We start from the raw sequence: 20652 nt of genomic DNA, 5'->3' as shown, positions 1-20652 counted from the left end.
TAATTCTTAATTCTACCCACTCTAACTAAGCAGGTAATGGGGGAACGGTTTGAACCCATCCGGGTTGTTGAACTTCCCGCAACACATAATTACCAGGAGGAACGTTAGTAAAGGTATAACTACCATTTGCTCCCGTTACGGTTGTGGGTTCAGTGGGGTCAATAACGCCGTTACCATTGCCATCAATATAAATTGTCCAACCCTGCAAAGGGGTTTCACCTGCATCAAACAAACTATTGGCATTCGCATCATTGAACTTTATGCCGCTGATAGAACCGAATTGACGGTTGCCAAAGTTAACAATAGCATTCGTGCCACCAGTGATGCCAACGGGGCCAGGGTTAGGAGTCGTTTGTGTCCATCCAGGTTGCTGTACTTCCCGCAGGGTGTAATTTCCTACGGGAACATTCGCAAAGGAGTAGCGACCATCCGCACCTGTAACGGCAGCTGCTTCTGTGGCTTCAAGCGTGCCATTGCCGTTGGCATCAATAAAAATCGTCCACCCGGGTAGGGGGGCTTCACCGGCATCCAGTAGGGCATTACCGTTGTTATCACTAAACTTTAAACCGGTGATGTTTCCTAATTGGTTGTTACCAAAGTTAATTCCAGTGATATTAGCTCCCCCAGTTAGGTTCACCGGGCCAGGGTTCGGGGTGGTTTGTGTCCATCCAGGTTGCTGGACTTCTCGAAGACTATAGTTACCCGGGGGAATATTCGCGAAAGCATAAGCACCCGTGGCATTCGTTACCGCAGTTGGTTCTGTGGCTTCCAGGGTGCCATTGCCATTGGCATCAATAAAAATCGTCCATCCTGCCAAGCCTACTTCCCCTGTATCGAAGGTGGCATTGCTATTCAGGTCATCAAATTTGATCCCACTAATGGAACCAAACTGACGGTTACCAAAGTTAATAATGGCATTAGTTCCACCCGTGACTCCAACAGCACCGGGGTTGGGTGTGGTTTGTGTCCATCCGGCTTGCTGTACTTCTCGAATGGTATAACTAGCTGGTGGAAGATTACCGAAGGTATAACGACCATCGGCGCCTGTCACGGCTGTTCCTTCTCCGGCATCAAGAATGCCATTAGCATTACCATCGGCAAAAATTGTCCAGCCCTGTAATGGGGTTTCCCCGGCATCAAATAAAGCGTTACCGTTATTATCGTTGAATTTAATCCCTGTAATCGTCCCAGATTGGTTGTTACCAAAGTTAATTCCAGTAATATTGGCTCCTCCAGTCACACCCACTGGGGCGGGGTTAACTGTGGTTTGTACCCATCCAGGCTGCTGTACTTCTCGGATGGTATAGTTGCCTGGAGTTAAGTTACCGAAAGCATAAGCACCCGTGGCATTCGTTACCGTGCTGGGTTCTGTTGCTTCGAGGGTTCCATTATTGTTGGCATCAATAAAGATATTCCATCCGGCTAAAGCGGGTTCCCCCGTTGTTAGCAGGCTATCACGATTGAGATCGTTAAATTTAATTCCACTGATGGAGCCTAATTGAGTATTCCCGAAGTTAATACCGTTGAGGTTTTGTCCTGAAGCTAATGAAACAGGAGCCGGGTTTTGGCGACCTTCCCTAGTAATCGTGTCAATATTAGGGTCTACAGGTACTGTGAGATCCTGGGTTTCTAATATGGTAACCGGGATCGCAGGAACTAGGCCACCAGCACTCAAACCCAGGGAAGGGGGCAGTTCTAATGGTTGCTCTCCACTAAAAAGAGGAATCGCGGTAGCGGATGGTGAATCAAGTGAAAATACAGCGTCCATAAAATAAATTGTCCTTTTATGACAAGTAATTGACGACTCTTTATGATTTTTCGGATAAAAACTAGGAATCTGGCTATCATGCTACCCTATATTTTCATTTTCATCTATTTTAGAAGTTAGAGAATTTAATTTCGGGAGAGGGAATGGGTAATGGGTAATGGGTAATGGGGAATATTGCTACAGTTATCGTTTGTTTTTAAGAACTATTTTTGTCAAAGCCTAACACGTTTCAGCAATTCCCTATCTTTAGAAAGATGCAATGGGTTTTAATTTATGGTAATTTCGTAAAAATAAAAAATTAGCCTAATATGACCATGTTATTTCAACGTTCTAGTGGAATTTTACTTCATCCTACCTCTTTTCCCAGTCAACATGGAATTGGAGATCTAGGAAAATCCGCTTATGAATTTATTGATTTTTTACAACAAAGTGGTTATAAATTTTGGCAGATATTACCCCTGGGGCCAACAGGTGAAGAACATTCTCCTTATATTATGAATTATAGTACCTTTGCGGGTAATCCGTTAATGATTAGTTTGGAAGAATTAGCCCAAGAAAGATTATTAGAAGCTGAAGAAATTATTCCCTTAGAAGAGAGAGACTCTAACAAGGTTGATTTTGAAGCGGTTATTCCCCACAAAACCTTATATCTCAAAAAAGCCTACACTCGCTTTCAAGAACAATTAGACCAACACCCTTCTCCTACCTTTGAAAAATTTTGTCAAAAACACGCCTCTTGGTTAAATGATTATGCCCTATTTATGGCTTTATTAGAAGCCCATGGGGGTCAAAGCTGGAATAATTGGGAACCCGCTTTAGCCCATCGAGATCCCGATGCTTTAAAAGTCAAAACCGAAGAATTAAAAGAAGCTATAGCTTATCAAAAATTTCTGCAATTTATCTTTTTTCAACAATGGGAAAAATTGCGTCAATATGCCAATAAAAAAGGAATAAAAATTATTGGAGATATTTCTATTTATGTATGTTATAATAGTGTCGAAGTTTGGTCAAATCCTAATTTATTTCAACTGGATTCGGAAACTTTAGAACCCATTTATATTGCCGGAGTTCCCCCGGATTTCTTTAGTGAAACCGGACAATTATGGGGAAATCCGATTTATAATTGGGAGGAACTACAAAACACAAAATTTGCTTGGTGGATTGAACGATTTAAAGCCACCTTGGAATATGCAGATTATGTTCGGATTGACCATTTTCGAGCCTTTGAAGCCTATTGGCGTGTTCCTGGGTACGAAAAAAATGCGATTAAGGGTGAATGGATTAAAGCACCAGGTTATGAATTTTTTGATACCCTCAAACAACAGTTAGGAGATTTACCAGTTTTAGCAGAAGATTTGGGAATTATTACCCCAGAAGTGGAACAATTGCGAGATCATTATAATTTCCCAGGAATGAAAATTTTACAATTTGCTTTTGGTGGGGATGCCAATAATGTTTATCTTCCCCATCATTATATTCAAAATTGTTTGGTTTATACAGGAACCCATGATAATGATACGGCTATCGGTTGGTGGGAAACTGCCAGTCCCGCAGAAAAACAACATTTTGCTGAATATTTGGGTTATGCTTCTCCCGATGAAATCACTAATATTAACTGGGTGTTAATTCGTTTAGCCTTAAGTTCCCTTGCCAGTTTAGCGATTATTCCTCTCCAGGATATTCTTAATTTAGGGCATGATGCGAGAATGAATGATCCGAGTCATAATCATGGAAATTGGCGCTGGCGTTATCAAAGTTCAGAATTATTAACTCAGGAATTAAGCGATCGCTTATTCAAGTTAAATCAACTTTATAGCCGATAAAAATAGCGATAAAATTCCAATCATTAACAACTTCTCCTTGCAAGAAATGTATCCAAGTCTCAATATTGCGCTTAGGAATAAAGATAGCAATAGCTTCATCAGATCGACGCTCTGGCTGGGAATCTTCACTAAGAGAATTTGTTAACTAATTTAGTCGCTCCTGCAATTTTAAAAAAATCCTATTAAAAACCCGTTGTTGCGCGAAGCGCTATAATTACTGATTTAAGGTTTGGCGAAATGATTTGGCGGCAACTAAAGGATTAGGATGTTGTACATATTCTGCCAATATTGTTAAATTGATATCGGGGAGAATTTCACTATTATTGATTAATTCATAGCCTGATGTTTGCTGAAATTGTTCGACATTTTCAGACCGAAAATGATAAACTAAAAACCGATTATTTTGCCAAAACCAAACCTCACGGACTCCCAATCTTTGATAAACTTCTAAACGATTAATTCCCCCACTGGTAATTACAACTTCAATTGCTAAATCAGGAATTTCCTGATTACTTCCAATACAATAACTTTCATCGGGTTCGGTTCCCCCACGTTGTTCTGGGTTTCGCAATGTCATCGAACCTGTGGGATAATATTCCGTATCCGTTTCCAAAAAATAAATCAGTAATAAATCTCCAATTAGAGTTTTAATCCTTTCATGGTTGCGACTTGGTGACATAACTTCTAAAATTCCATCCAAATAGGTTAAGCGAAATTCCAAACTATCCCCTAATTGAGTTAATAGGGTTTCATAATATTCCCAACTCACCTTATCCGTGATATAACGAACTTCTGAATCTTGCAGGTTTTCATCAGGATTAAGTAAAATTTCCAGTTGACTAGCTAACATAGTTATTTCTCCTATTTAAAAAAATCATGTTAAAAACCCGTTGTTGCGCGAAGCGCTATAATTATTGATTTAAGGTTTGGCGAAATGATTTGGCGGCAACTAAAGGATTAGGATGTTGTACATATTCTGCCAATATTGTTAAATTGATATCGGGGAGAATTTCACTATGATTGATTAATTCATAGCCTGATGTTTGCTGAAATTGTTCGACATTTTCAGACCGAAAATGATAAACTAAAAACCGATTATTTTGCCAAAACCAAACCTCACGGACTCCCAATCTTTGATAAACTTCTAAACGATTAATTCCCCCACTGGTAATTACAACTTCAATTGCTAAATCAGGAATTTCCTGATTACTTCCAATACAATAACTTTCATCGGGTTCGGTTCCCCCGCGTTGTTCTGGGTTTCGCAACGTCATCGAACCTGTGGGATAATATTCCGTATCTGTTTCCAAAAAATAGATTTCTAAAAGGGTTCCAATTTGGGTTTTAATCCTTTCATGGTTGCGACTTGGTGACATAATTTCTAAAATTCCATCCAAATAGGTTAAGCGAAATTCCAAACTATCCCCTAATTGAGTTAATAGGGTTTCATAATATTCCCAACTCACCTTATCCGTGATATAACGAACTTCTGAACCTGGTAGGTTTTCATCAGGATTAAGTAAAGTTTCTAGTTTACTCGCCAACATAATTAGTTCTCCTCTTATATCAAAAACCCGTTGTTGCGCTTAAGCGCATCCTAAAACCTCTAATTAAAAAAATTAACCCCCTAATCCCTATCCTAACTTAATTTTAAAACATCCGTAAAAGTTGAACAATGGGCTGGTAAATCATAAACCCCAGGATGGATAGGATTTTGATAATTAAAATGGCGATAATCTAAGCAAAAACGATCCCAATCTGCCATTTGGATTCTAAATAACCAGATAAAAAAGTTAGCCAAACCCGGAGATAAATTAAACCTAAAATAAATCCGTTTATGGTAATATTCACAAGCTGTTTCTACCAATTGATTTAAAGTAATTGCCGGATTTCCTAAAACAAATTGTTCCGTTTCTTGAGAAATTGGAGGATGATTAACCAAATAATACACCACTTGAGCAATATCGGCAGAATGAATAAAATGAAAACTCGAATCTGCTTGAAACCAACGAATTAAATTCATCCATTTCACCACATCAGAAATACCCCCAGATAAATGAGAATAGGGTTTATTGGGTTCTCCTCCTAAAACCAAAGTCGGAAACAATACCCTTAACGGTGGTAAACTAGGAGCTATTTTTAATAATTCCTGTAAACATTCATATTTAGTTCTAATATAATCCGTGCCAATTTCTCCCGCTTCGGGTAATAAATTATTATTTCTATCTAAAATACTAGCGGTTGAAAAATATAAAATTTGTTCACAAACTTGAGGATTTAATAATTTCACTAACTCCAAATTTGCCTTAACATTAACTTCTAAAACCTCTTGATATCCTCCCCAAGCGGTAGCAATTAAAATCACCGTATTAATTGTAGGTAATAAATCTTTGAATTGATCAATTTCTCTTAAATCCCCCTGAATAATATGAATACCCGGACGACTCTGATAATCAAATCCTAATTTTTCGGGATTTCTGACGAGTAGAAATAATTCATCTTCGGTATTTTGAATTAGTTTTTCGACAAGATAATGACCAATACAACCACTCGCACCAGTAACAAAAATTCGTTTTTTCATATTATTAATAATTAGGCGGGTTTAGTTAATCTGTTGGTGGGGGTATTCAAGATTGATTTGAACTCTCCCCTACAACCTCTATAAATCTTGAATATATCCTCTTTGTGTCTTCGTGTCTTTGTGTTTTTTTCAGAAAATCAACAATACCAAAAACTTCCAATATGGGATTTCTAGGGTGGGGAAACCCAACCCTAGATGCGCTTAAGCGCAACAACGGCGCAACAACGGCGCAACAACAGAATTAAGGATTAACCTTTTAATAATTGATCCGCTTGTTTTGCCGTTTCAAAGAAATAGGCAACGTTTTCTTCTGGAGTATTTTGGAGAACACCATGCCCTAAATTGAGGATATGCCCTTGATTTCCTGCTTTTCTAATGGTATCTAAAATCCGATCCCGGATATTTTCTTTAGACCCGAATAAAATACAGGGATCAAGATTACCCTGAACCCCAATATTTTGACCCAGACGTTGACGTGCATCAGCCATATCAACCATCCAGTCTACACTAATAAAATCAAACCCAGTTTTAGCCATCCGTTCTAATAATCCCGAACCGCCACTAATATAAAGAATTAAAGGCGTATCAGGGTGGGTTTGTTTAACTTGATCAATCACCCGTTTTTGATAGGGAAGGGCAAAAACTTCGTAATCTTGGGGACTTAATTGACCCGCCCAAGAATCAAACATTTGAATTACTTGGGCACCGGAATCAATTTGATAACGGACATAAATAGCGATCGCATCGGCAATTTTTTCTAAGAATTTATGCAGAATTAAAGGCTCACAAAATGCCATTTTTTTAATAATCGCATAATCCTTAGAACTCTTACCTTCAACCGCATAGGCCGCCAACGTCCAAGGAGCACCCACAAACCCTAATACAGTGGCTTGATTTCCTACTTCCCGACGCAAAGTTTGCAGAATTTCTCGAATAAAAGGAAGTTTTTCTTCCGGTTCAATTGGATGCAGTTTTTCAATTTGTTCTAAACTACGAATGGGAGGATTAATAATCGGCCCTTTACTTTCGATAATATCAAAATCAATCCCAATTCCAGGTAAAGGCGTTAGAATATCAGAAAACAAAATCACCCCATCGGGTTGAAAAGCCCGGAAAGGTTGGAGGGAAATCTCAACAGCAATATCCGTTTTTTCAGAGCGGTCACGGAAGGAAGGATATTTTTCCCGCAGATCACGATAGGCTTTCATATAGCGACCCGCCTGGCGCATCATCCATACGGGGGGACGATCTAGTTTTTCACCACGAGTAGCACGCAACAAATAGGGAACTTGGGTCGATTCGGTCATTTTAACGTTACTAAAGTTTAAAAAAGTTTTTAGGCCAATCCTTAGCTTACCACTGAAGGGGGTTGACTGTTGAGGTTTGACCGTTCAGCCTCGTCTCTCCCCTTCCCTATAATCACCTTGTCCTATTTTTTGCCTTTTGCGGAGGGACAGTTGGGGTGAATACCGCCTTGAGAGCAGATATATTGAATTTGGTTAGAATCCAAATTAAGGGAATTACTAAAATCCACCTTTTTCAGACGGATGGATTGAACCGTTTCATCGGATTTAGCAATAAATTGATCAGCTTTATTTTGTTCAGAAGCTACAAAGATTGCCCCTTTAAAATTTGCCCCGTCTAATTTTGCTCCTTGGAAATTAACTAAACTTAAATTAGCACTTTTGAAATTAGCATCTTGCAATCGGGAATTTTTAAAATTTGAACCCGTAAGTTTAGCGGAGCTAAAATCTGTCCCTTGTGCATTTATTCCTGAGAAATTTACCGCCGAAACATCGGCATTTTTAAAGTTAGTTTGTCTTAAATCTCCTCCTTGAAAATTTGCACCTGGGGCTTTAGCTTCAGTAAAACGAGCCTTTTTTAAATTAGCGTTAGACAAATCAGCACTGGCTAATTCCGCCCCGGTAAATTTAACATCGGTGAGATTAGCTTGTTGTAAATTGGAACCTAATAATTGAGCATTACTGAAATTTGCTCCGGTTAAATCGGCTTTAGATAAATTGGCTTTATTCAGATTTGCCTTTAAAAAATTAGTATATTTTAATAGGGTATTACTCAAGAAAGCTCCGGTTAAATCAGCCTCGGTTAAATCCGCGCCACTTAAATCAGAAATCCAATCATCGAAGGTTTCTAATCGTCCATCATTCCCTGGACTGGCGAAGCGACTATTTTTTAAATTAGCTTGATTGAGGTTCGTGTTTTTAAAGCTAATTCCTGATAAATCCGTTTGTTCTAAAACCAAGGTAAATTGCATCGGCGGGGTTAAATTTTGGCCTAAATCAATCCGACTTAAATCAGTATTATGGATAAATCCCCCATAAACTTTTAGAATTTTAGCGATCGCTCTTTGAGTCGCCTGTAGTCTTCGCCCTGCTAACTGTTTTTCTTTGTTTTCTGCCCCAAACTTCATCGAATCTAAATCATTTTTGAGGGCTTGATTTAATCGTCTTAAATGGGGTAAGGCTTCAGGCCCGGTACTCACCAAGGCTTGTTGAGTTACATCAATTAAGACAGGGTTTTCTTCCTGAGCTAATACGTCCACTAATAGGGGAATCGCCCGGGGATCTTTAATCGCCCCTAACGCTAAAATTGCCCCGCGTTTTTGGGTAACATCCGTGGCAGCATTGGGGGATAATTTATTAACTAAAGCTAGAAAAACCTGATTATCTTGTTGTTGAAATTCCCGACGGTTAGCTTGGTTTTGAATATAAATTTGAGTACCAACAAAAGTTCCTAATACCGCCACCAGACTAGCACTACTAACAATAACTAAAGTTAAACCAGGATGTTGACGCATCCATGCCCATAAATTAAACTCCAGTTTTGGTGTTTCCGTACTGATAACTAGGCTATGAACCGCATTATCTTCATTCACCCAATCGTAATTTGTAAAGGGGTTAAACACCAAGATTCTAGGAACATCCTGTACCGAAGTTCCTGCTAATAAATCATGTCCCGTCCGACCTTGAAATCGTTTCGCAATCAGAGCATCTCCGAGGAAAGTCGCACTAGATAAAACCCCTAAAATCAATAAATTAGGATAGGCTCCCGTCACTTGCCAAAGACCGTAGGCAATGCCCAGGGGGATACTCCAACGACCAATCAATTCTCGACGAAATGCCCGTCCCCATCCCGGGGCTGAACCATTAGGACTCACGACCTGGACTCCAAACCAAAGTTTGGGTAAGGTTTGACCCCGTTTAGCTAACAAATAAAATTGCCATCCTCCCACCACTAGGGGCAGAAGTAGCGCACCTGACCAAAATAGATTGGTTAATGGGGCTACCTGGGGACTGCGATCGCGTACAGGAATTCCCAAAGTAGCCGCAACGGTTTCCGAAGTGACTCGCACCACCGGATTGAGAGGAACCGGTTGGGGACTGCGGTTAAAGACAGAGCCCAGGGTAAAAGGAATTAACCCACTCGCCGCCACTAAGGATACTTCCGCCACAAACGCCCCCCATCGACGCACCCAAAAGGGCAATGGCTTCGAGGAGACATTATGCCAGGATGAAGGAGATTGAGATTGATTTGTTTCTCTATCTACAGTAGGGTTTGCCATAGTTCAAAAAATTCCGGGTAGGTCGTTAGGATGGAAAAAACGGAAAAAAATCAAAATGCTTTGTTAGAGTTTATAACTAAATATAGGTCTTTCCCCCTGTCTCCTGTATTAAGTAGTTGCACAAAATAAATTACCTAGTTGAGAGAGGGAACACCGGAACAGCCCCCCCCAAACCCCCCGTGCAAGCAGGGCTAGGGGGGGAGGGAATGCCGGATCTCGGAACAGCCCCCCCAAACCCCCCGTGCACGGGGGGCTAGGGGGGGAGGGCACAGGGCAGAGGATTTGTAATTAATTTTGTTTAGGTGCTTATCTCTACAGTGGCAAAATACTACTGCACTTTGCTCAAAAAAGAGGGGATTACACATTAAGTAAAAACCCCTACACCGTATATAATGCAGGAGTTCTAACTATTGTCTATGTGTAGTATTTGAAGAAGCGGGTGGCGGGAATCGAACCCGCATTAATAGCTTGGAAGGCTATAGTTTTACCACTAAACTACACCCGCGTTGTCTGTCACAATTTCTAACTATAGCATAAACCTCAGAAATGTAAACCCCAGTTCTCAAAGTTTTTTTTGAGGACTGGGAAATACGACCACCAAAACGACCTAAGACGCCGAGGATTCAACGGTTTGCTTGGGTTTGAACTGCACCGATAGATAGTTTATGGCTTGTTTAACAAAGGACTGTAACAAATTGGCCTGTTGATTCTGCTGGAATACGGTTTGTAGGGTTTTTTTGAGACTATCCCAATTCAAACTCGGATTGTCGGTGGCTTCTAACAGTATGGACTGGGCTTGAAAATACTCAATTAAACTCAACCCGGCAATTCGGGTTAAATAGGCCGCGCTCACTCCCTGTACCAAACTTCCCGCCATAAACGTTACCGTATTTGTTTTTAATAACGAGGTTAAGGTTTGGGTAGAGATTTCCACTAACCCCAATTTCAACATCTGGGTGCTAATAGTTGTGGCAACCTCTTGACCTTGTTTTAGGGAAAATTTCTGTTGATAAATCGCCCCTAAATCCATCACCAATTGGGCATTAACGGCCGCCGTTGCTAACATATCTAAAGCCGGAACTGGATTGGCTACCGTTGCTGCCGCCGCAATCCATTGATATTTTTCAATCAGAGGTAAAGCCTGTTCTCGACGTAATTGATTGAAAATCTCTTTGGCTTGCCGTTGCAATTCTAAGGCTTCCCGATAGGTTGTTGCTAATACTAACTTTTGCTGTTCTTGAGTTAAAATAGTATTAAGACGGTTGACTACAGAATCAAGGATAGGTAATTGGGGTTCTAACCATTCTTGAATTGTACCATCATCTTGATGTTGACGGACTTTGACCGGATTGGGAGAAGTTGCGATCGCCACAATATCATCCGGGGATAATACCCCCGTTAATGTGGTTTTTAACTGCTGCAAAATCACAGGTTGATCTCCAATTAAATATTGATCTTGCTTATTCCAGACTAAAATTAAATGATGGTTATTAGCCACCAATTCCGATATTATTTTAAACTCAGGATCGGTTAAATCTCCGGCGGTGACAAATAAAACCACATCCGCCGTGATTAAATTGGGGAGGGCAGAATCGAGTTCTGGGGTGGAAATTTCCGTTAAACTTAATATCTGAGGTTGTTGGGATAGCCAGTCAGACTCTAACCTTTGTAATAAGGCGGTTTTCCCCGTACCTTTGTGACCCGCAATTGCTACCCGCAGGGCTGTGCGTTGTAGTTGGCCGTTGAGTTGCTCCCCTTGCTGTTTTAGGGCCTCTAAACGGCTATTCTGAGTTGGGGATTCTGTGGCTAAACGATCAATCAGACTTTGAGTTTGGGCGATCGCCTTTTCTACTTTATCCTGATTTAAAGGTTCTGGAGGCGGCGACAATTCCAGGGATTCTGTCCTTTGTTGCTTAAACCACCACAGTCCAGCACTACTGAAGGCTAAACCAAATAGCACTATTTGTCCGAGTTCAGAAGCTGAATGCTGAACACTTTCCAACAACCATAGACCGAAAGAAAGTCCGACCCCCCCAATTAAAATTGGGCGTTCCAATTTAACTGCCATTTTGTCCTCCGCCAACGCATCAATTAACCCTAATTTCTATGGTACTTCGACTAGGGCAATTTGTGTAATTTTAGCTCAAAATCACCGCCACTGATCGGCTTGTTAGCATTCAGGATCTTGATTAATTTAAACTTACTATATTAAGTATTTTTTCAAAACCAATTTACCTGAATAAATAATTAATAAAAAGCTGTTTAAACATTCGTTAACCTTAATTTTACCCCAATTTCTCAATATTGACTAAATTTTTTCCAATTTTAACCATTTAGAATTACAATAGAGATCGAGTATAACTTACATCCACCTACCTAGCCTCAAATTATGTCCAAAGCTAAAAAAACAGAGCCAAAAATTACTAAAGACATTAATCTTCAAGATCCCCAATATTATTTGAGTCGGGAACTTAGTTGGTTAGAATTTAACCGTCGGGTCTTAGCAGAAGCCTTAGATCCTCAAAATCCTCTGTTAGAAAGGTTAAAATTCATAGCTATTTTTAGTTCTAATTTAGACGAATTTTTTATGGTGCGAGTAGCTGGAATTAAGCGACAAATTGAAGCCCAAGTCAATAAAGTTACCGCCGATGGTCGGACTCCACAAGAGCAACTAAATGCTATCCATGAACGATTGTTACCAATGGTTACGGAACAGCACCAATATTTTGAACAACAAATTAGACCCGAATTAGCTCAAAATGGGATTCATTTATTAAGTTATATTGATCTAAATCAAGAACAAAGAAATTATTTAAAACACTATTTTGATGAAGGAATTTTTCCAGTTTTAACCCCCTTAGCCATTGACCGTAGCCATCCCTTTCCCTATTTATCTAATCTGAGTTTAAATTTAGCCGTGGTTCTCAAAAATCCTGAAACCAAAGAAGAATTATTTGCTAGGGTGAAAGTACCGAGTTCTTTACCTAGATTTATTTCCTTACCCAAGGAATTACGAGTCCAAGAAAATGGAGAATTTTCCCATTGGGTTGGTATTCCTATTGGTCAAGTAATTGCCCATAATTTAGAATCCCTATTCCCAGGAATGGATATTCAAGATTATTATATTTTTAGGATTACCCGCGATGCTGATTTAGCCGTGCAAGAAGATGAGGCGGATGATTTATTATTAGCAATTGAACAAGAATTACGCAAACGTCGAGTTGGTGGGTCTGTGGTGCGTCTGGAAATTAATAGTTCAATCCCGGACTATTTACGCGATTTATTGGTAAATGAATTAGAGTTAGAATCTGAAGATATTTATACCGTAGATGGGTTGATGGGTTTACGGGATTTAATGTCTTTTATCAGTTTACCCTTACCCGAATTAAAAGATAAACCTTGGACTGCTGTTTTACCCCGTTGGATGAAAGAGAGTGAAGATATTATTGCGTCTAATCCAGAAACAGATGAAAAAGATATTTTTGCGATTTTACGACAAAAAGATGTCTTAGTTCATCACCCATACCATTCATTTTCTGCAACAGTTCAACAGTTTATTAATCAAGCAGCCCATGATCCCAATGTCTTAGCGATTAAAATGACATTATACCGCACTTCCGGGGATTCTCCGATTATCACTGCTTTAATTAATGCGGCGGAAAATGGCAAACAGGTTGCGGTTTTAGTAGAACTTAAAGCTCGATTTGATGAAGAAAATAATATTCAATGGGCAAAAAAACTAGAACAAACTGGGGTTCATGTTGTTTATGGTTTAGTGGGTTTAAAAACCCATACAAAAATTGTCATGGTCGTGCGTCAGGAACAGGATAAAATTCGCCGTTATGTTCATATTGGCACGGGAAATTATAATCATAAAACTGCTAAATTATATACGGATTTAGGATTATTAAGTGCCTGTCCAGATTTAGGAGCAGATTTAACGGATTTATTCAATTTCTTAACCGGATATTCTCGTCAACAGTCCTATCGTAAACTCTTAGTTGCTCCGGTGAATATGCGAAAACGATTTTTAGAGTTAATTCGTCGGGAAATCGAACAGGCAAATCAAGGGAAAACCGGGCGAATTGTGGTTAAACTTAATTCCTTAGTTGACCCGGAAATTATTGCCACATTATATGAGGCATCTCAAGCGGGAGTTGGGATTGATTTAATTATCCGGGGAACCTGTAGTTTGCGTCCGGGTTTAGAGGGAATTAGTGATAATATTAAGGTGATTAGTATTATCGGACGATTCTTAGAACATTCTCGGATTTTCTATTTTTATAATGGTGGACAGGAGGAGGTTTATATTGGTTCAGCAGATTGGATGTCTCGCAACTTAAATCGCCGGGTTGAAGCGGTAACTCCGATAAAAGATCCAGATATTGCTAAGGAGTTACAAGAGATTTTAGGGATTATGTTATCGGATAATCGGAAAGCATGGGATTTACAATCCGATGGTCAATATATTCAACGTCATCCGCCAGAAAATACCCCAGAATTAATCGCCCATGATATCTTCATGGAAAATGCTTTAAAGAGTTAAAAAACATGAATTATTGGTTAATTAAATCTGAGCCGGATGTGTATAGTATTGAGGATTTGAAACGCGATTGTACTTCGATTTGGGATGGGGTGAGAAATTATCAAGCCCGAAATTTCCTCCAACAAATGCAAGTCGGAGATTTAGCGTTTTTTTATCATTCTAATACTAAACCTCCGGGGATTGTGGGATTAGCTAAAATTATTGAAAATAACCAAATTGACCCGACCCAGTTTGATGTTAATAGTCCCTATTTTGATCCTAAAGCAACACCGAATTGTCCCCGATGGTATACGGTAAAAGTGGAATTTTTGGAACAATTTTCTGCTATTATTAGTTTAGATAGTCTGAAACAAACCTTTAATCCCGAGGAATTTGGCGTTGTCAAACGGGGAAATCGCTTATCAGTAATGCCTGTTTTACCATCCATTGCTGAGAGAATTTTAAGGTTGAAATCATGATCACGGATTTAAGAGGATTTCACGGATTTCACGGATTTTAATCTGCGTAATTCTCTTAAATCTGTAATGGGTAATAGGTAATAACTGTTGATCTGGGGATTGCAGAAAATACCAAAAAGGGTTACAATACTGTAGTATGTAAACATTACACTTTTAAATCTTGAGGCATTGATTCAAACAGAAACCTTAGAACTACTGGAATGGCAACGGTTATGTCGTCATTTATCCACCTTTACGGCGACAAAACTGGCTGCTGTGGCGGCGCAGCATTTACACATTCCGACAACTCCCGCAGAAACTTTGCAATTATTAGCACAAACTCAAGAAACTTACAAATTAGAACTGCGACAAAATGGTTTAAAATTTGAAGGAATTGAAGACATTAGTGTTTATTTAGAACGGGTAGAACGCCATGGAATGTTATCAGGAAATGAACTATTAGCGATTGCCACAACCTTAGCAGGAGCGAGACAATTACGGCGAATTATTAATAACCATTCCGATATTCCTATTATAACAGAATTTGTCTCAGAATTAAGAACCTATCCCGAGCTAGAGCAGGAAATTTATCACTGTATTGATGAACGGGGAGATGTTGCAGATCGAGCTAGTGTTAAATTAGGGGGAATTAGAGGACAATTACGAAGTATTAGAGATCGGGTTTATGAGATTTTGCAACATATTATTCAACGCAAATCTAACGCCGTTCAAGAACAATTAATTACTCAAAGAAGCGATCGCTTTGTAATTCCAGTTAAAGCATCTCAAAAAGATGTAATTCCTGGGATTGTTCATGATAGCTCAACAACGGGAGCGACCTTATATATTGAACCTAAAGCCACGATTGATCTTAATAATCAACTCCGACAAATTCAAAGGCTAGAAAAAGCCGAAGAAGATATTATTTTACAGGGATTAAGTGAACAAGTTGGGGCAGTTAAACCGGATTTAGAACGATTATTAATGATTGTAACTACTCTTGATTTAGCTGTTGCTAAAGCTCGTTATAGTCTGTGGTTAGAAGCAAATCCTCCCCGTTTTATTGATTTAGAATCATCAGAAGATTCAACCTCAAATTCCATCAATTTAAGACAACTTCGCCATCCTTTATTAGTTTGGCAACAACAACATGAACAGGGATTTCCCGTTGTTCCTATTGATGTTATAGTTAATCCTAAGATTAGAGTTGTAGCGATTACCGGGCCGAATACCGGAGGCAAAACCGTTACTTTAAAAACTATTGGATTAGCGGCATTAATGGCAAAAGTTGGGTTATTTATTCCCGCTAGAGAACCCGTTGAAATACCTTGGTTTGATCAGGTTTTAGCTGATATTGGAGATGAACAATCCATTGAACAAAACCTCTCGACTTTCTCGGGTCATATTCGCAGAATTAGCCGAATCTTAGAAGCGATTAATCCTCAAACCGAAAACCGTTTTTCTAGTTTAATTTTACTAGATGAAGTGGGCGCAGGAACCGATCCCACCGAAGGAAGTGCCTTAGCGATCGCCTTATTACAATATCTAGCCGATCATGCTTTATTAACTATAGCAACTACTCACTTTGGAGAACTGAAATCCTTAAAATATGAAGATGAAAGATTTGAAAATGCCTCCGTTGAATTCGACGAACAATCCTTACAACCCACCTATAGATTATTATGGGGCATTCCAGGGCGTTCTAATGCCTTAACTATCGCCAAACGGTTAGGATTAAACCCAGAAATCATAGAAAAAGCGGCGGGTTATGTGGGGGAAAGTTCCGAGGAAGTTAACCAAGTAATTGCCGGGTTAGAAGCACAACGTCGTCAACAGGAAACCAAAGCTCAAGCCGCAGGTCAATTATTAAAAGATACGGAACGTTTGCATCAGGAATTAGCTCAAAAATCAGCAAATTTAAAAGAACGAGAACGGGAGTTAAAACAAATTCAAGAAAAGGCAATTCAAGAAACATTAATTCAAGCTAAATCTGAAATTGCCAAAGTAATTCATCGCTTACAACAGGGGACACCAACGGGTCAAGATACCAGCCAAGCAACGGAAGCTTTAAACCAAATTGCCGGGCAGTATTTACCCTCTAAAAAAACTACCCCAAAACTACCCCCAGAATTTAAACCCAAGGTGGGAGATCGGATTAGAATACCCCGTTTTGGTCAAACCGCAGAAGTCTTAAGTGAACCCACTCCAGAAGGTCAAATTACTGTCCGATTTGGGATGATGAAAATGACCGTTAGTTTAGGAGAAATTGAATCCTTAGATGGTTTAAAACCTGTTATTCCTAAAGCTAAAGAACATAAAAAAGAACCCATTCCCGCAAAAGAAACCAAACCAGAAAGACCGATTGTTAGAACTTCTAATAATACCATTGATCTAAGGGGAAAACGTACCTCGGAAGCAGAAAGTGAACTAGATCGAATGTTAGGTCAAATTCATGATTTTGGAGCAATTTGGATTATTCATGGTAAGGGAACAGGACAACTTAGAAAAGGAGTTCATGAATTTTTAGCAACCCATCCTTTAGTAGAACGATTTGAATTAGCCCCCCCCAATGATGGCGGAATTGGTGTTACAATTGCTTATTTAAGGAATTAATAGGAAACTTCCCTTTTTGATTCCCCTGACCCCTAACCCCCCTAACCCCCCTTGGTAAGGGGGGAATTAGATTAAACTCCTCCTTTTTAATGCAAGGAATTAGATTAAACTCCTCCTTTTTAATGCAAGGAATTAGATTAAACTCCTCCTTTTTAATGCAAGGAATTAGCTCAAAGTCCCACTTTTTAAGGGGGATTTAGGGGAATCTTCTCGGATATAATAAGTGGTCTTGAAAATGCTGAATTCAAATTCTATTAATGATCAAAAATCCAATCCAAATAGATATGATTTAGAACCGGAACCTAAACCCGAACAATGGGGAAAAATCACGGTTCAAATTCAGGTATTATTACTGGCAATTGAAGCTTTAATTGGTATTCCCTTAGAAACAATTTTACAAGTCGGAAATCTGTTAAAATTAGAGCCTAATGTTCCTGATAAAATTAAATTATTAGAAACAAGTTCAGAAGAAAATCCCTTATCCCTTGAAGAAATGCGATCGCTGGTGCCAATTATTTGTTATATTGCTCAACAGGATCAAATTTTAATTCGTCGAGCCCTGGGTTTAGTTGAACAAATGGCACAGCAAAAAAACGATTTTCGTCAAGTCACCTTGCTGCGGGAATATTTGGATACATTTAACGAAAGTTATCAACAGTCGATGACCCGACATCCTCAAACCCCCCTAGACCTTGACACCCTAGCAATTAAATTACTAATTGACTTATTATTTTATAGTAAACCCAATAGCCATCAACAATTATGGTTAATATTAATTGATTCTCCATTCTAATCTATCGTTAACGGTCAAGCTATTATGATGATTATTCGACGCTATACTCCCCCAACTTGTACCTTAGAAGTCCAGGCGAAACGTCCTTTCATATCTCGCCTGAAACAACAACCTATTTTAAAACAGTTTAAATTTAAACTTTGCTTTGATGATCCCCGTTTACCCGATGCCGATCATATTACCATTGAAGGCGATCGCAATCAACTAGAAACCCTCTATCAAGTCATCAAAAATTATATTCAAAATCTGCTTAATTTTGCCCAAATATCAACCCGTGAACCCGCAACAGTTTCCCTAAAATCTTCCACTGAAAACACCCCATCATTTGTTATTTTTGACGAAACCAACTCAGAAATTAAAATCAAACCCGATGGCTTATTATACCATGATTTATTCCTAGGAAACTTATCTAAAAACTCTACTAACTTATTTATTCATCTCAGCGTTTTACAACTATTTGATTTATCGGCTGCTTTAGAAGAATATATAACAGAATCCGAAAATTTATCCAATCTAAAATCCCTAGAAAAAACCAGCCCTGAATGGTTAAAAACAATTTTATTTATTATTATTTCTATTAGCTGTTTAACTGGGACAATTAAACTAATAAATCTCTATCGACAACCCCAAAATCAAACCGCCACCAAACCCTCAGAAACCATTAAAATTCCGCCCCCAAATCTGGTTCCCTTACCCCCGCCACCCAAGTTAGCACCGCTTCCCGTCCCCTCTGCACCCCCTGTTCAGATTAAAGTCGCTCCCAATTTACCCCTCGTCAATACCGCCCCCCTGCCCATTCCCGCCCCTCTCTTTCCCAACCCGGCAACCCCCCAGGCCATACCCGACCTGCAACCCGGCTCCGGGGAGTTCATGATTATTCCCCAGGACTCAGGGATAAACGATGGGTCTGTACCCCCCGCACCGCCGCCCTTAACCGCCACCGTACCCCCGCCCCCACCCCGCCTAGCCGTGGCTCCCACCCAAGCGCTGCCCCCATCTCCGCCCGTAATTTTTGCACCCCAAACTATTGAATTACCTACCTTAAAAAATGCGGCTCCTCCGGTGATTTTAAACGTACCTTCTGCGGAAAATTCCTCAAATTCTTCGCCAGAAAATTCCGACCCAGATGAACCGAATTATTTGGCTCAACTGGATAAACGCCCCCCAACAATTGCCGCCACTCGTCAACAGGATACCACCCTATTTGATCAAATTCCTCAAGTTAGTGAAGTCAGAAACTATTTTCAAAAAATATGGTATCCTCCTAAAAATTTACAACGCACCTTACAATATAGTTTAAAACTCAATTCTGATGGTTCTTTACTGAGTATTGTCCCTGTGGGTCAACCTGCGGTTAATCGTCAAAAACAACTGGATTTTCCAGAAATTGGGAAACCTTTTGTTTCTCCCTTGGCGTCAGGAAAAACCCCTAAAATTCGGTTAATTTTACAGCCGGATGGGAGTGTTCAAGCGTTCTTAGAATCGTTGAATTAGGGTTTTTATAGCGGTGTTTCCCAAAATTTCCCCGTTAATAAAGTGTCTACATCCTGGGAAAATGGACAAATATTAGGAAATTCGGCATCATATTCAATTTGCATATTTCCCAAAGATTCCTGATAACAATTGAAATAAATTTCCTGTAAATAGTTTCGTAAACTCGGTGAATCTGCAAGAATATCTCTTAAATTGGATTGAGTTCTATTAATTGTGACTTCCCACCCTCGAAAACAATCTGGTAACAGTACATAATTCCGTTTCAAAGCGTCTTCAAATAATGTTGTTAACCGACTTTCTAATTCCCGTTTATCCCGCTTCCCCAAAGATTCGATTTCCTCAATTAAATTGTCCCAATCTAAATTTTCAATATTTCGAGATTTTAACTGATTAATCGTATCTGCAATCCAGAGTGCAAAATCAATATCATAAAGTGTTTTTAACGAAGTTTTGGTCATGATTATAACTTACATCTTGATCGGGATTTAATTTTAACGCAGTTGAAAAGCGATCGCCCCTGGATTTTCTTGTTGCTAGGTTCTACCTAGCAATACTCTAATCAGGCTCCGCCTGCTGTTCATCGGAGGCAGAGCCTCCTGAACAGGATTCCCTGGTAGAACCAGGGAACCAGGGATATTAAAATCCCCCTAATTTTCTGTCTCAACTTCCATCTCCCTTAAAAACAATTGACCAAAAGGATGTTGATACAATCCCTCTAATTCCTCAGCGCGACCTGCGTTAATTGCTTCTCGCCATAATTGAGTTAAATTCTCCCTAATTGTAATAGTGTCAGGGTGTTCTGTTCCTAATTTCTGTACCCGAATTTCTAATGCTCGTAAATACAATAATTCCGCTTCGGTGTAGTTTCCCTGGTTAGAGTACAGATAGGCTAAGTTGTGTAAGTGGGTTGCTAAAGTTGGATGGTCTGGGGGTAAGGATTTTTCAGCAATGGCAATAGCTCTTTTGTACAAGGGTTCGGCTTCGGCGTAGTTTCCCTGACAATAGTACAGATTC

Annotated in this window: 15 protein-coding genes and 1 tRNA gene; 6 read left to right on the top strand and 10 right to left on the bottom strand. The window is 39.5% G+C overall.

Annotation, left to right across the window (positions count from 1 at the left end; translation table 11 throughout):
• Positions 1 to 25: 25 nt before the first annotated feature.
• Positions 26 to 1768 carry an SdrD B-like domain-containing protein gene (locus tag AC559H_RS23435; RefSeq protein WP_051319763.1) on the bottom strand — a complete coding sequence of 581 codons (1743 nt, stop codon included), beginning with the start codon at positions 1766 to 1768 and terminating at the stop codon, positions 26 to 28.
• Between the two features lie 314 nt (positions 1769 to 2082).
• Between AC559H_RS23435 and malQ the strand changes: the two genes are divergently transcribed.
• The gene (gene malQ / locus AC559H_RS23430; protein ID WP_026794759.1) at positions 2083 to 3591 is read left to right on the top strand and encodes a 4-alpha-glucanotransferase; all 1509 of its coding nucleotides are present in this window, start codon (positions 2083 to 2085) and stop codon (positions 3589 to 3591) included.
• A 214-nt stretch (positions 3592 to 3805) separates the two neighbouring features.
• Here the strand turns inward: malQ and AC559H_RS23425 are convergent, their stop codons facing one another.
• The 7 genes from AC559H_RS23425 to AC559H_RS23395 form a co-directional block, all read right to left on the bottom strand.
• Positions 3806 to 4441 carry a Uma2 family endonuclease gene (locus AC559H_RS23425; RefSeq protein WP_026794760.1) on the bottom strand — a complete coding sequence of 212 codons (636 nt, stop codon included), beginning with the start codon at positions 4439 to 4441 and terminating at the stop codon, positions 3806 to 3808.
• 61 nt (positions 4442 to 4502) lie between these two features.
• Positions 4503 to 5138: a Uma2 family endonuclease gene (locus AC559H_RS23420; protein WP_036833462.1), complete on the bottom strand. Its 636-nt coding sequence runs from the start codon at positions 5136 to 5138 to the stop codon at positions 4503 to 4505.
• Positions 5139 to 5230: 92 nt separating this feature from the next.
• Positions 5231 to 6172: an NAD-dependent epimerase/dehydratase family protein gene (locus AC559H_RS23415; RefSeq protein WP_026794762.1), complete on the bottom strand. Its 942-nt coding sequence runs from the start codon at positions 6170 to 6172 to the stop codon at positions 5231 to 5233.
• Positions 6173 to 6420: 248 nt separating this feature from the next.
• Positions 6421 to 7479: a uroporphyrinogen decarboxylase gene (gene hemE / locus AC559H_RS23410; RefSeq protein ID WP_026794763.1), complete on the bottom strand. Its 1059-nt coding sequence runs from the start codon at positions 7477 to 7479 to the stop codon at positions 6421 to 6423.
• Positions 7480 to 7601: 122 nt separating this feature from the next.
• Entirely contained in the window at positions 7602 to 9755 is a 2154-nt protein-coding gene (locus AC559H_RS23405) for a pentapeptide repeat-containing protein (protein WP_026794764.1), read from the bottom strand.
• 434 nt (positions 9756 to 10189) lie between these two features.
• A tRNA-Gly gene (locus tag AC559H_RS23400) sits at positions 10190 to 10260 on the bottom strand.
• Positions 10261 to 10362: 102 nt separating this feature from the next.
• A complete protein-coding gene (locus tag AC559H_RS23395; RefSeq protein ID WP_026794765.1) occupies positions 10363 to 11823 on the bottom strand; it encodes a slr1306 family protein in 1461 nt (486 codons plus the stop codon).
• Between the two features lie 321 nt (positions 11824 to 12144).
• Between AC559H_RS23395 and ppk1 the strand changes: the two genes are divergently transcribed.
• The 5 genes from ppk1 to AC559H_RS23370 all read left to right on the top strand — a co-directional run bounded on the left by ppk1 (position 12145) and on the right by AC559H_RS23370 (position 19638).
• The gene (gene ppk1 / locus AC559H_RS23390; protein ID WP_026794766.1) at positions 12145 to 14301 is read left to right on the top strand and encodes a polyphosphate kinase 1; all 2157 of its coding nucleotides are present in this window, start codon (positions 12145 to 12147) and stop codon (positions 14299 to 14301) included.
• Between the two features lie 5 nt (positions 14302 to 14306).
• Positions 14307 to 14759 carry an EVE domain-containing protein gene (locus AC559H_RS23385; protein ID WP_026794767.1) on the top strand — a complete coding sequence of 151 codons (453 nt, stop codon included), beginning with the start codon at positions 14307 to 14309 and terminating at the stop codon, positions 14757 to 14759.
• Positions 14760 to 14927: 168 nt separating this feature from the next.
• On the top strand, positions 14928 to 17351 hold the full coding sequence (locus AC559H_RS23380) for an endonuclease MutS2 (RefSeq protein WP_026794768.1): 2424 nt from the start codon (positions 14928 to 14930) through the stop codon (positions 17349 to 17351).
• Positions 17352 to 17586: 235 nt separating this feature from the next.
• Positions 17587 to 18144, top strand: a complete 558-nt coding sequence (locus tag AC559H_RS23375) for a DUF3038 domain-containing protein (RefSeq protein ID WP_036834341.1) — start codon at positions 17587 to 17589, stop codon at positions 18142 to 18144.
• Between the two features lie 24 nt (positions 18145 to 18168).
• Positions 18169 to 19638 carry a DUF4335 domain-containing protein gene (locus tag AC559H_RS23370; protein ID WP_026794771.1) on the top strand — a complete coding sequence of 490 codons (1470 nt, stop codon included), beginning with the start codon at positions 18169 to 18171 and terminating at the stop codon, positions 19636 to 19638.
• Positions 19639 to 19643: 5 nt separating this feature from the next.
• On the opposite strand, the gene AC559H_RS23365 is transcribed toward AC559H_RS23370, so the two are convergent.
• Together AC559H_RS23365 and AC559H_RS23360 are read right to left on the bottom strand one after the other, a co-directional pair.
• Positions 19644 to 20096: a DUF29 domain-containing protein gene (locus AC559H_RS23365; protein WP_026794772.1), complete on the bottom strand. Its 453-nt coding sequence runs from the start codon at positions 20094 to 20096 to the stop codon at positions 19644 to 19646.
• 189 nt (positions 20097 to 20285) lie between these two features.
• Positions 20286 to 20652: tetratricopeptide repeat protein (locus tag AC559H_RS23360; protein ID WP_148292376.1), on the bottom strand; the 367-nt coding region annotated here is incomplete at its 5' end.

Source organism: Planktothrix prolifica NIVA-CYA 540, from assembly GCF_963864145.1.
In the GTDB taxonomy this organism is placed as follows: Bacteria; Cyanobacteriota; Cyanobacteriia; order Cyanobacteriales; family Microcoleaceae; genus Planktothrix; species Planktothrix agardhii.
This window is presented reverse-complemented; position numbering and strand designations above follow the sequence as displayed.

Bases quoted from the DNA above. Each gene is read 5' to 3' on its own strand.
- AC559H_RS23435 (WP_051319763.1), bottom strand. From the start codon at position 1,768: ATGGACGCTGTATTTTCACTTGATTCACCATCCGCTACCGCGATTCCT.
- AC559H_RS23365 (WP_026794772.1), bottom strand. From the start codon at position 20,096: ATGACCAAAACTTCGTTAAAAACACTTTATGATATTGATTTTGCACTC.
- AC559H_RS23405 (WP_026794764.1), bottom strand. From the start codon at position 9,755: ATGGCAAACCCTACTGTAGATAGAGAAACAAATCAATCTCAATCTCCT.
- hemE (WP_026794763.1), bottom strand. From the start codon at position 7,479: ATGACCGAATCGACCCAAGTTCCCTATTTGTTGCGTGCTACTCGTGGT.
- AC559H_RS23420 (WP_036833462.1), bottom strand. From the start codon at position 5,138: ATGTTGGCGAGTAAACTAGAAACTTTACTTAATCCTGATGAAAACCTA.
- malQ (WP_026794759.1), top strand. From the start codon at position 2,083: ATGTTATTTCAACGTTCTAGTGGAATTTTACTTCATCCTACCTCTTTT.
- AC559H_RS23385 (WP_026794767.1), top strand. From the start codon at position 14,307: ATGAATTATTGGTTAATTAAATCTGAGCCGGATGTGTATAGTATTGAG.
- AC559H_RS23415 (WP_026794762.1), bottom strand. From the start codon at position 6,172: ATGAAAAAACGAATTTTTGTTACTGGTGCGAGTGGTTGTATTGGTCAT.
- AC559H_RS23370 (WP_026794771.1), top strand. From the start codon at position 18,169: ATGATGATTATTCGACGCTATACTCCCCCAACTTGTACCTTAGAAGTC.
- AC559H_RS23395 (WP_026794765.1), bottom strand. From the start codon at position 11,823: ATGGCAGTTAAATTGGAACGCCCAATTTTAATTGGGGGGGTCGGACTT.
- AC559H_RS23425 (WP_026794760.1), bottom strand. From the start codon at position 4,441: ATGTTAGCTAGTCAACTGGAAATTTTACTTAATCCTGATGAAAACCTG.
- ppk1 (WP_026794766.1), top strand. From the start codon at position 12,145: ATGTCCAAAGCTAAAAAAACAGAGCCAAAAATTACTAAAGACATTAAT.
- AC559H_RS23375 (WP_036834341.1), top strand. From the start codon at position 17,587: ATGCTGAATTCAAATTCTATTAATGATCAAAAATCCAATCCAAATAGA.